At 59.1% G+C, this 12,496-nt stretch carries 7 protein-coding genes; 6 read left to right on the top strand and 1 reads right to left on the bottom strand.

All coding sequences use genetic code 11. From position 1 onward, the window contains the following. Positions 1–21 precede the first annotated feature (21 nt). The 6 genes from dapE (at position 22) to BUB54_RS08740 (ending at position 10,763) form a co-directional block, all read left to right on the top strand. Positions 22–1,071: a succinyl-diaminopimelate desuccinylase gene (dapE, locus tag BUB54_RS08765; RefSeq protein ID WP_408735454.1), complete on the top strand. Its 1,050-nt coding sequence runs from the start codon at positions 22–24 to the stop codon at positions 1,069–1,071. Next, the gene (locus tag BUB54_RS08760) at positions 1,068–1,634 is read left to right on the top strand and encodes a hypothetical protein (RefSeq protein ID WP_048877388.1); all 567 of its coding nucleotides are present in this window, start codon (positions 1,068–1,070) and stop codon (positions 1,632–1,634) included. The genes dapE and BUB54_RS08760 overlap by 4 nt, the downstream gene beginning before the upstream one ends. Before the next feature lie 231 nt (positions 1,635–1,865). Further along, a complete protein-coding gene (locus tag BUB54_RS08755) occupies positions 1,866–2,957 on the top strand; it encodes an efflux RND transporter periplasmic adaptor subunit (protein WP_241869292.1) in 1,092 nt (363 codons plus the stop codon). Then, a complete protein-coding gene (locus tag BUB54_RS08750) occupies positions 2,954–6,037 on the top strand; it encodes a multidrug efflux RND transporter permease subunit (protein ID WP_048877386.1) in 3,084 nt (1,027 codons plus the stop codon). Before BUB54_RS08755 ends, BUB54_RS08750 begins: the two co-directional genes overlap by 4 nt. Next, positions 6,034–9,321, top strand: coding sequence for an efflux RND transporter permease subunit (locus tag BUB54_RS08745; RefSeq protein WP_048877385.1), 3,288 nt, complete (start codon positions 6,034–6,036; stop codon positions 9,319–9,321). The genes BUB54_RS08750 and BUB54_RS08745 overlap by 4 nt, the downstream gene beginning before the upstream one ends. After that, entirely contained in the window at positions 9,318–10,763 is a 1,446-nt protein-coding gene (locus BUB54_RS08740; RefSeq protein WP_048877384.1) for an efflux transporter outer membrane subunit, read from the top strand. The genes BUB54_RS08745 and BUB54_RS08740 overlap by 4 nt, the downstream gene beginning before the upstream one ends. Here BUB54_RS08740 and BUB54_RS08735 read toward each other — a convergent pair. Then, positions 10,754–12,247, bottom strand: coding sequence for a hypothetical protein (locus BUB54_RS08735; protein WP_048877383.1), 1,494 nt, complete (start codon positions 12,245–12,247; stop codon positions 10,754–10,756). The two genes, BUB54_RS08740 and BUB54_RS08735, sit on opposite strands and share 10 nt — an antisense overlap. Between the last annotated feature and the right edge of the window lie 249 nt (positions 12,248–12,496).

The raw sequence follows: 12,496 nt of genomic DNA, 5'->3' as shown, positions 1-12,496 counted from the left end.
GATTTGCTGCGCTGCCCGTCTGTGACCCCTGCCGACGCCGGGGCGCAGGGTGTGCTGATTTCCGCGCTGGAGGGGCTAGGGTTTGAGGTCGCGAGGCTGAAATTCGGCGAGATCGAGAATTTTTTCGCTGAACGCAAAGGGCCGGGGCGGCATCTTTGTTTCGCGGGACATACGGATGTGGTCCCACCGGGTGAGGGCTGGTCTCATCCGCCTTTCGCGGCTGAAGAGCAGAGCGGCCTGCTGTATGGGCGCGGGGCGGTGGACATGAAAGGCGGTATCGCCGCCTTTGTGGCCGCCTTGTCGCGCGTGCCCGGGCATGTCTCGCTGCTGATCACCGGGGATGAGGAAGGCGACGCGGTGGATGGTACCGTGCGTGTTCTGGAATGGATGCAGGCCCACCGTAAAATTCCGGATTTCTGTGTGGTAGGGGAGCCAACCTGCAAGACCTGCCTGGGGGATGTGGTGAAGGTGGGACGGCGCGGCAGCCTGAACGCCACCATCACCATGCCGGGCCGTCAGGGCCATGCCGCTTATCCGCATTTGGCTGATAATGCCGTGCACAAGCTGATTCCTGTTTTGACCGAGCTCACCGAGCGACGGCTGGATGAAGGGTCTGAGTTTTTTGAACCTTCGAGCTTGCAGGTCACGACCGTGGATGTCGGTAACAAGGCGTCCAATGTGATTCCCGGGGAAGCGGTGGCAAAGTTGAATATCCGCTTCAATGACCTGCATAGTGGCGCGTCCCTGACCGCCTGGATCAAGGATGTGCTGGCCCGGTACGCGCCGGATGTAACGCTTGCCGTTAAGGTTTCGGGCGAATCATTCCTGACGCAGCCGGGCGATGAAATCGGCGCTCTAGTCCGGGCCATTGAAACGGTGACAAAGCGCGCGCCAGACCGCAATACCGGTGGCGGCACGTCCGACGCACGGTTTATCTCCCGCTACTGCCCAGTCGCGGAGTTCGGGCTGGTGGGGACCACCATGCATAAGGTCAATGAGGCCGTTCCGATAGCGGAGCTTGAGCAGCTCGCGGATATTTATGAGGCCTTGATCAAGGAGTTCTGCCTATGATCCTGCAAGGGCTTCTGATGCTGGCGCGCGGCAACGCCAAGGGGATAGAGGAGTTTTCCGGCACGCTGGAAGCTTTTTCCGCCTCGCTGGCACCGCTTATAGCGTTTCCTTTGGTGGGGGCGTTTATTACGGCCGTTGGCGGAGATTGGAGGGCGGGTCTTGTGGGGCTGATGTCGCGGTTATGCGCTGTGCTCACCTTGCCGGTACTGACCTTTGAGTTTTCCCGGCTGTTTGGCCGCCGGGACGCATGGCTACGTACAGCTACGGCCCTTAACTGGTGCTTCTGGCTGGTTTTGCCCTTGCTCTTTTTGGCGGCGCTGCTTGGATCCATCATTGTGCAGTTTGGCTTGCCCATGAACCAGGTGGAAATCGGGATTGTGGGGCTTATTGGCCTGTATCTGCTCTGGAACCGTTGGTTTGTGTTCAAATCTGGCTTGCAGATCACGGGTTGGCGTGCGTTTTTAATGCTGGCGGCCAGCCTGGTGCTGACATTGCTGTATGCTTTGGTGCCCTGGATCGCGGGACTGCCGTTGCCTAGCTTGGAAAACGCGCCGCTCCCCTAAACAAGTTACCTTTTGTCATTCACTGTTTTTCTGGTGACAAGGACAAAACAGGTCAGGACCAGTATAGCATCCCATGTAGTATAATCACGGGAGCTGGGTTTGTTGTTTGGATCTAGTTCTGGCCATTTTGGCGGTCGGGGGCGTTGGGCTTTATTCGGCGCTTTTGTGTTGCTTGTAGCTTTTGTTTGGTGGCGTCACACGGGGCACAGAAAGGCTTTTGCGGGGCAGAGCGTGCCAGCTGTTGGGGTGGCGACGGTCACCAGCGGGCCGATGAAGGTGGTGCTGGATGAGCTGGGCACGGTGACCCCGACGGACACGGTGACCATTATGCCGCAGATTAGCGGGTATCTGACCAAGGTGGGCTTCAAGCAGGGGCAGATGGTGCAAAAGGGGCAGTTCCTGGCGCAGATCGACCCGCGGACCTATGAGATCCAGCTTGCGCAATATCAGGCGGCCCTGGCGAAGGATATAGCCAGTCTGGCCCAGGCGAGGTCGGATCTGGCACGGTACAGGAAGCTGGCGGCGCAGGACAGTATTTCCGCCCAGACCGTATCTGACCAAGAATTTACGGTGGCGCAGGATGCGGCGGCGGTGAAGGGGGACCGTGCAAATATCGATTCCGCCAAGCTGGATCTGGTTTATTGCCATATCACCTCGCCAGTGACGGGGCGGATTGGCCTGCGGCTGGTGGATCCGGGGAATTATATTACTTCAAGCTCCTCCACCGGCATTGCGGTGGTGACGACCACGAATCCCACTACGGTGATTTTCTCGGTCGCGCAGCAAAATCTCACACCTGTTCTGGAACAGATTGAAGCCGGTAAGACGTTGACCGCTAGCGCCTATGGCAGTGATGACGTGACCAAGCTGGAGGAAGGTACGCTGACCGCAGTGGATAATCAGGTGAACACCTCCACTGGCATGGTGAAGCTGCGCGCGGACTTTCCCAACAGGGACAATAAGCTGTTTCCGAATCAGTTTGTGAATGTGCATCTGTTGGTGAAGACGCTGGAGAACGCCACGCTGGTTCCTAGCCCCGCGGTGCAGGAAGGCGCACCAGGCACCTATGTGTATGTGTTGCAGCCGGACGATAAGGTAAAGGTGCAACCCGTGATCATGGGGCCGACGGATGGCATTAACACTGTCATCACCAAAGGGCTGAAGCCGGGTGAGGTGGTGGTGGTGGATGGCGTGGACCGGCTGGCGGATGGTAGCAAGGTCATGGTCACGGGCCGTGAGACGGTGACGACCAACGGCACCCAGGAAACCCTGACGCCTGTTGCCTCCTCTCATAAAGGCCAGAACACGAAGGCTGGCCCGTGAATCCATCTCGGCTTTTTATTCTCCGGCCGGTCGCGACATCGCTTTTGATGATTGCGTTTGTGCTGGTCGGCTTGGTGGCGCTGAAATTTCTGCCGGTCGCGGCGCTGCCGGAAGTGAATTATCCGACAATTCAGGTTGAGACATTCTATCCGGGCGCATCGCCGGATGTGGTCAGCACTGCGATTACCGCGCCATTGGAGCGCCAATTGGGTGAGATGGCCGGGTTGCAGCAGATGTCCAGCCAAAGTTCGGCCGGGGCGTCGGTTATCACGTTGCAATTCGATCTTTCGCTGAGCATGGATGTCGCGGAACAGGAAGTGCAGGCAGCCATTAACGCGGCGGGTAATTTGCTGCCGTCGGATCTTCCGGCGCCGCCGATTTATAACAAGGTGAACCCGGCCGACGCGCCGATCATGACATTGGCGATCACCTCCAAGACCTTGCGGCTGACCGATGTTCAGCAGATCGTGAATGCGCGCTTGGCTTCGAAGATTTCAGAAATTCCAGGCGTGGGGCTGGTGTCTGTTTCCGGTGGGCATAAGCCTGCGGTCAGGATTGAGGTAAACCCGCAGGCGCTGGCAGCTTATGGCATTTCTATCGACAATATCCGCACGGACATTGCCAATCTCAATGTGAATTCGCCTAAGGGCAGTTTTTCTGGGCCGCAGCAAAATTATACGATCAATGATAACGATCAGATCAGCGAACCCTCGCAATATGAAAACCTCGTTATTGCGTATAAAGACGGCACGCCAGTTTTTTTGAAGAATGTGGCAAAGGTGATCGCCGCGCCGGAGAATGCGGAACTGGGTGCCTGGGCCAACCGAACGCCTGCTATTATTTTGAACATCCAGCGACAGCCCAACGCTAATGTCATCCAGACGGTTGATGACATAAAAAAAGCGTTGCCGCGCCTGACCACGGGGCTGCCCGCGGCGTTGCAGATCGCGGTGATGAGCGATGGTACAACCGCTATTCGCGCTTCTGTGCAGGAGGCGGAGTTTGAGCTGCTGCTTAGCATCTTTCTTGTCGTGGTGGTGATTTATCTGTTCCTCGGCAGCCTGCGTGCGACCATTATTCCGTCCATCTCGGTGCCGGTTTCGTTGATCGGCACGCTGGCTTTTATGTATCTGGCAGGGTTCTCACTCAATAATCTTTCACTGATGGCGCTGATCGTTGCGACTGGGTTCGTGGTGGATGATTCGATTGTGATGATTGAGAATATCTCCCGTTATCTGAAGATGGGCGAGAGCCCGTTGCAGGCGGCGTTGAAAGGGGCGGGACAGATGGGATTCACCATCATTTCGCTCACTGTCTCGCTGATCGCCGTGCTGATCCCGCTTTTGTTCATGGGAAATGTGGTGGGGCGACTCTTTTCTGAGTTCGCGGTGACATTGGCGGTGACAATCGTTATCTCCGCCGTGGTGTCGCTGACATTGGTGCCGATGCTGTGTGCGCGCGTGCTGCACCCGGCGTCGGAGGAGCATCCGGGCCATATCGCGCGGGTGGCGGAGGCTTATTTTGCGCGTGTGGTGGCGGCATATGGACGCGGGTTACGCTGGGTGCTGGAGCATACCCGCCTCACGCTTGGTGTGGCGGTTGGAAGTTTTTTCCTGGCGGTTTTGCTTTATGCCTTTATCCCGAAAGGATTTTTCCCGGTGCAGGATACTGGGCAGATTCAGGGCATCAGCCAGGGGGCGCAAAGTACATCCTACGCGGCCATGGCCCAGCATCAGCAACAGCTAGCCGATGCCTTGCTGAAAGACCCGGATGTGGTCAGCCTGACCTCTTATATCGGTGTGGACGGCACCAACACTACGCTGAACCAGGGGCGGTTTCTGATCAATCTGAAGCCGAAATCAGAGCGCCGTCTCAGCGCCGCGCGGCTGATCCCCCGGTTGAACAAGGCGGTGGCGGATATTCCCGGTATCTCGCTTTATTTGCAGCCGGTGCAGAGCCTGACGCTGGATACGATGATATCGCCCACCCAATATCAGTTCGTGCTTGAAGATCCGGATTCCGCCGATTTTACCAGCTATGTGCCGAAGCTGATGAAAAAACTCCAGACTCTGCCGCAAATCACCGACGTGGCGAGCGGCCTGCAGGCGCAGGGTGATTCGGTTTATATCGACATCAATCGTACCAACGCGGCGCGCTTTGGCATTACCCCTGCCACCGTGGATAACGCGCTGTACGATGCGTTTGGTCAGCGCATCATTTCCACCATTTTCACCCAGAGCGATCAGTTCAGGGTTATCATGGGAGTGCCGGCGGATAAGATGACCTCAGTGACCTCACTGGGGAATATTTATCTGCCGTCTTCCTCATCCTCCGGTGGGCAGGTGCCATTATCGGCCATCGCCACTTTTAAGGTGGAGAAGGCGCCGCTGGTGATTCAGCATCTCGGCCAGTTTCCGGCGACCACCATCTCCTTCAATCTGGCGCCAGGGGCGACGCTAGGGCAGGCGGTGAATGCGATCGAACGGGTGGAAAAAGCCGTGAACCTGCCAAAGGCGATGCAAACCTCTTTCCAGGGTGCGGCGGCGCAGTTCCAGACCTCGCTGAGCAGTGAAATTTATCTGCTCATCGCGGCCATCATCGCGGTCTATATCGTGCTGGGCGTATTGTATGAGAGTTTCGTGCATCCGGTGACGATTTTGTCCACCTTGCCATCGGCGGGCATAGGAGCGCTGGTGTTTCTGTGGCTGGCGGGCGACGGGCTGGGGGTAATCGGCATTATCGGTATCGTACTGCTGATCGGGATCGTGAAGAAAAACGCGATCATGATGATCGACTTCGCGTTGCAGGCTGAGCGCGGCGAGCAAAAGCCCCCCCGCGAGGCGATTTATGAGGCGGCGCTGCTGCGCTTCCGCCCCATCCTGATGACCACGCTCGCGGCCATGATCGCCGGCCTGCCGTTGATCTTCGGCGGCGGCATGGGGGCTGAACTGCGCGCGCCGCTCGGCATCGCCATCGTAGGTGGCTTGCTCGTCAGCCAGGTGCTGACGCTGTTTACAACACCCGTGATCTATCTCGCCTTCGACGCGCTGGCGCGGCGGGTAAGGGGGCAACACGCGTGAATATACCGGCGATCTTTATTCGTCGGCCGGTCGCAACCATTTTGCTGACCATTGGCATCGCGCTCTCTGGCATATTGGCATTTACTCGTATGCCGGTGGCACCGCTGCCGAAAATAGCTTTCCCGACGATTCAGGTCATGGCCCAGATGGCGGGTGCCAGCCCGGAGACAATGGCCTCGACGGTGGCCGCACCGCTAGAACGGCATTTGGGGGCCATTTCCGGCGTGACTGAGATGACCTCGCAATCGGGGATCGGGTCCACGCGCATTGTGCTGCAATTTCGGTTGAGCCGGGATATCAATGGCGCCGCGCGTGATGTGGAGGCGGCTATTCAGGCGGCGCGCGCAGATTTGCCGACTAGTTTGCGGGCTAATCCGACCTATCATGAATTCAACCCCGCCGATGCGCCGATTATGATTCTGTCGCTGACATCGGGCACGATGACACCGGCCCAGCTTTATGATTCAGCTGATACGGTGCTGGGACAGAAATTTTCGCAGGTTACCGGCGTAGGTGAGGTGGAGCTAGGCGGCTCTGCTCTGCCGGCTGTACGGGTGGAGTTGCAGCCGGGAAAGCTAGCGCAATATGGCATCGGGCTTGAGGACGTGCGAGCCGCGCTGGCGGCGGCGAATGCCAATTCGCCCAAGGGTTATTTCGATGTAGGCCCCACGCGTTACCAGCTTTACACCAACGACCAGGCGACGAGGGCGTCGCAATACCGGGGTTTGGTTGTGGCTTATCGCAATGGCGAAGCAGTGAAGCTGTCTGATGTCGCGAAGGTCGAAAACTCGGTCGAAAACACTCAGAATGCTGGGCTTTATAACGGCAAGTCGGCGGTGCTGGTGATTATTCACGGGACGCCGGACGCCAATATTATCAAGACAGTGGACGCCATTAAGGCACTACTGCCGGAACTTAAAGCCGCCTTGCCGCCCGCCATCCATGTGGCTGTCGCGATGGACCGCAGCCAGTCCATCCGCGCCGCGGTGGATGATACTGAGCGCACGCTATTCATCGCCGTGCTGCTGGTGGTGGGGGTGGTGTTTGTGTTTCTGCGCTCACAGCGTGCCACGCTGATCCCCGGACTGGCCGTGCCGGTTTCGATTATTGGTGCATTCGGGCCGATGTATCTGCTGGGGTTCTCGATCGATAATCTTTCGCTGATGGCGCTGACCATTGCCACGGGGTTCGTCGTGGATGATGCGGTGGTGGTGACGGAAAATACCATGCGCCATCTGGAAGCCGGGATGGCCCCCGTGGAGGCGGCGCTGCGCGGCGGGGCTGAGGTGGGGTTCACCGTGCTGTCGATGAGCCTGTCGCTGATTGCGGTGTTTGTGCCGATTTTGTTGCTGCCCGGCTTGGTTGGCATGTTGTTCCGTGAGTTTGCGGAGACGCTGTGCATCACCATCCTGATCTCGCTGCTGGTCTCGTTGACCACCACGCCCATGCTCTGCGCCTTGCTGTTGCGCCCGATCCGGCATGATGAGCGCAAGCCGCACCGGTTGCTAGATGCCATGGAACGCGGCTTCAGCCGGATGCGGGGCGGATATGAACAATCCTTGCGCTGGGCGCTGCGTCACTCCAAGCTGGTCGGATTTGGTTTTCTGCTCACCATCATTCTGAATATCGCTTTGTTTGTGGTGGTGCCGAAAGGGTTTTTCCCGCAGCAGGATACCGGGCTGTTGATTGGCAACATGCAGGCGGATCAATCCATCTCCTTCGCCGCGATGAAGGAAAAAATGGCTAAGGCACAAGCGATCATCGAGGAAGATCCGGCTGTAGAATCAGTCTCCGGCTTTACCGGTGGGCGTTCAACCAATTCCGCCTTTGTCTTCGTCACCCTAAAGCCTCGGAGCGCCCGGCTTGCCTCCGCGGCGAAGGTTGTGGCGCGTTTACGGGGGCCGTTGTCCCGGATTGCGGGGGCGCGGACGTTTCTGGTTCCAGCCCAGGACTTGCGCGCGGGCGGGCGGCAGAGCAATGCCGAATATCAATACACTCTGACCAGCGACAGCCTGGGGAGCCTGAAGCGATGGGTGCCGAAGATTGTCGCGGCGCTGAAGCAGAACAAGGCGCTGGTGGATGTGAATTCCGACCTGCAATCTGCGGGGCTGGAGACGGATATCAGGATCAACCGCGCGCAAGCCGCGCGTTTTGGCATCACGCCGGAGCAGATTGACGCCACCTTGTACGATGCATTTGGCCAGCGCACTGTGTCTACCATCTATAATGAGCTGAACCAGTATGAGGTGGTGATGGAGTTCGCGCCGCGTTACCAGCAGACGCCGGCGGATCTTGCACGCATTTATGTCAGCACCACGGGTGGTACCGCCAGCGGCACGGCTTCGACCCAGCTTGCCGCCGGGTCGGTCTCCACTGGTAGCACCAGCGCCACGGCTGCGACCACCGTCATTGCCGAGGACAGCGTCACCAACGCCGCTATCAATTCCATCACTGGCATCAAGAATGCCTCCTCCGGCGCGGCGGTCAGCACCAATAAAGAGACGATGGTGCCACTTTCGGCCTTTGCCACCATCTCCCCCGGCACGACCCCGATTACGGTGAACCACCAGGGCGGGCAGATTGCGGCGACGATCTCCTTCTCTTTGCCGCCTGGCGTGGCGTTGGGCACGGCGGCAGCGCTGATTCAAGAAACCATGAACGATCTCCACGTACCGCTGACCATTAAAGGCGGCTTTGCGGGCACGGCGGCGGTGTTTGAATCCTCTCAAGCCTCCGAACCACTGATTATTCTGGCGGCGCTCGCGGCGGTCTATATCGTACTGGGGATTTTGTATGAGAGCACGATCCACCCGTTGACCATTCTCTCCACCATTCCCTCGGCGGGGGTGGGGGCGACGCTGTTCTTGCTAATGCTGGACACACCGCTGACGATTATTGCGCTGATCGGAGTGATTCTTCTGATTGGCATCGTGAAGAAAAACGCCATTTTGATGATCGATTTCGCGTTGGCCTTGCAGCGAGGCGAGGGCCTGGCACCGGAGGATGCGATCTTCCGGGCCGCGAGTCTGCGCCTGCGGCCGATTTTAATGACCACCTTCGCCGCCGTACTGGGGGCGTTGCCGTTGGCGATTGGCATTGGCCAGGGGGCGGCGTTGCGCCAACCGCTGGGGTTGACCATCATTGGCGGGCTGCTGGTGAGCCAAGCGTTGACGCTGTACACGACGCCCGTTCTGTATCTCTGGCTGGAGCGGCTTGCCACGAAGTTGCGCGGCGGGCGGGATAATGCCGCGCCGCGCTCAGGAAGTATTGTGGAGGTGCCATGAGGCGCATCGCGTGGACTGGGCTGCTGGGCTTGTTGAGTCTTTCAAGCTGCATGGTGGGGCCGGATTATCAAAAGCCGCATCTCGCTGTGCCCGTCGCCTACAAGGCCGCGCCCGGCTGGGTAAAGGCTGAGCCGGCCGATGCCTCCCCCAAGGGCCAATGGTGGGAGAATTTCCAGAGTTCGGAGTTGAACCGGCTGGAAGCCAAGGTTGCCGTGAACAATGCCACGCTTGCGGCGGATTATTACGCCTACAAGCAGGCCGTGGCGCTGGCGCAGGAGGCCCGGGGCGGCTTGTTCCCGACGCTGGGGCTGACCGGCTCGGCCACGCGCGCGGGTGAAACTACAGCCAGCGCCGTAACCCATGGCGGCCCCACCACCTCCGGCAGCTTTGAGGGGCAGGCGAGTTGGAGCCCGGATATCTGGGGCAAAATCCGCCGCCAGGTTCAAAGCGATGTGGCTAGCGCCCAGGTGAGCGCGGCGGATCTGGCCAATGCCACGCTGAGTGCCCAGGCGCAGTTGGCGTCTGATTACGTGTATCTGCGCTCGGCCGATGCGAATATCGCGCTGTTGCGGCAAACCGTGGCGGCGTACCAGGAGAGTCTGCGGATCGCGCGGAATAAATATGCGGCGGGCACAGTGTCGCAGTCCGACGTGATCACGGCGCAGACTGAACTGGAGGGCGCGCGCTCCAGCCTCATCGCTGAGCATGTGGCCCGGGCACAATATGAGCATGCCATCGCCGTGCTGATGGGCGAGGCGCCAGCGCAGCTTTCCATTCCCGAGGGGCCGCAGATTGCCACGGTGCCGGTGGCGCCGCCGCAAGTGCCCAGCACGCTGTTGGAGCGTCGTCCGGACATTGCCGCTGCCGAGCGCACGATGGCCGCGCAGAATGCGTTGGTGGGGGTGGCGGAGGCGGCGTATTATCCGGTTTTGTCACTGTCGGCGCTGGGCGGGTTCTCGGCCAACCCGATCTTGGGGTTGTTTAATGCTTCGAACGAGCTCTGGTCGTTAGGCGCGACCGTGACGGGGAATTTGTTTGAAGGTGGTGCGCGCGGCCAAGCGGTGACGGCGGCGGAGGCGGCCTATATGGAGAGCGTGGAAACCTACCGGCAGACCGTGCTGAGCGCCTTCCAGGATGTGGAGAATGACCTCTCCAACCTGCAGATCTATGCCCGCCAGGCCGAGGTACAGGCCCGTGCCGTGGCAGACGCCACTCGCGCCGCGCAGATTGCCCTGAACGAATACCGTGCCGGAACGGTGGATTATACCACAGTGGTTAGTGCCCAGGTCACGTTGCTCTCGGATCAGCAGACGGCGCTCTCAATTCAGCAGAGCCGTTTGCTGGCCAGCATCGCCCTCTACCAGGATCTCGGCGGTGGCTTTAAGGAAAGCGATTTGCCCAGTGCGGCGAAGATACAGGAAAAACTACCGTTTCAACCCTGAGCGCGCGGAGACAGGGCAAGAAGGGTTTGGCTACCTGACTGGTAGAGTGTGCCGGTGCTCAAGCTTTGCAAGCGTGGTGGCAGCGGGTCGCTAAAGGCTGACTGCTGGGTGTGGTGCGTGTTGATTTGCGCGGCGCTGATCTTGCCATCGGCAATGGCGTCGCGCAGAGCGCTGTCTTTATGCGTGGCGAGAAAGCGCTGCCCATAGAGAAAGAAATCAAGCGGGTAGCCTTTGCCAGCCCAGTAGCAATAGGCCAGATCCTCACACGCAACGGGGCCGGGCTGGGCGCGAATCTGCGCCTCCATGGCCTGAAACGCCGTCAGCCGGGCAGGGTAGCTAGTCACGTCATGCCAGCCTTTCACGGCGCCCAATGGCACGAGGGCGATAAAGGGAACTGCAAACCATCGCCATGCGCCCGGCGCGCGGGCCAGGGCAAGACCAGAGAGGATACAAAGGACGGACAAGGCTTCAAAATGCGCGTTGATATCCACGCCCATTCCGCCCCGCTCCACAACGCCTGTGACAAGCGCCATGAGCGCACAAAGCAGCAGCAAGCGCAGGCGCGAATCTTCCTGCCTGAACCGGGCTAGCCAGAAAGATGCCCAGATCATCGGCAACAGGGCCAGAAGAAAGGGCAGGGACTTCAGAAAAGCCCGAGATGCCTCGTAATGCCGCGGGGTAAGAAACACGTTTTGGAAGAAAGGCGTGCCATAGACACTCGCGCAAAGACCAAAGCCCAGAGCCAAAGCGGTAATGGCAGCCGCAAGCCAAACGGCAAAGGCGCGGCGGCTTTCCATGGCTAGCCAGACCGTGACCGCCAGAGGCAGGCCGACCAGGTTTTGTTTCACAAACCCGCCTGCCACGAACAGAAACGCGGCGAGGGTTATCCGCCACCCACCGGGAAGCGTGGAAGAATCCCGCGGCAGCAGAACCGCCAGCCCCGCCAACGCGAACGCCTGGCCAAGCCATTGCGGGTCATCCATACCGAGATAAGAACGGCAAAGGGTTGCGTTGTAGAGTATGAAAAGCAGCAGGGGCCAGGCGGAGGCTAGGCGGTCCCGGGTTAGTTTAAAGCTGATCTGCCAGACCAGCCCCGCGACACAGACGATGCTAAAAAGTGCGAGCAAACGGCCGGCGAAGATCATATCGCCCGTTATCCTGCCGAGCAGACCCGCCAAAAGAAAAGAAAGCGGCGGGTAGTTTGTGCCCGTCAGCCCGCCAGACGGGGGGTAGAGCACGCCGCCGCCAATAGCGAGTACGGCATGAGCGGCATTCCATCCCTCATCGGGGTCCGTGCTGACAGGCGCAAACAAAAAAACAAGCCGCGTGCCGGCGAGAAGCGCTGCTACCACGAAGCCTAGAAAGAAGGTCTTACGGCCGCATATCCTGGGTCGATTGTGAATGGCAGAAGAGTCGCAGTTCGAATGAATGGCTTTGGAGGGGCGCTTTCCAGCATTGCCGTCAAAAAAGCTATGTTGTGTCAAGGTGGCCTTTCCTCTATGCCAGCAACGGCATTGTCTCTTTCTGCTTCGATAGCAGCGTGAGCGCCGTTTTGTCGAAGGGCATCGACTTGTTGTTGCTCGGCCATTAGCCATGGCCGAGGAAGCCCCCTCACCAGCAGTGTCAGGTGTTCACCGATTCACTGTACGATATTTCGGTTTTCACATGCTTGGGTCTGACAGATAGCTACGCTCTCAGGTCCCATTAGTGAATCCTACTCATAAACCATATGT

The sequence above is a fragment of the Acidocella aminolytica 101 = DSM 11237 genome, from assembly GCF_900129125.1.
Taxonomy (GTDB): domain Bacteria; phylum Pseudomonadota; class Alphaproteobacteria; order Acetobacterales; family Acetobacteraceae; genus Acidocella; species Acidocella aminolytica.
This window is presented reverse-complemented; position numbering and strand designations above follow the sequence as displayed.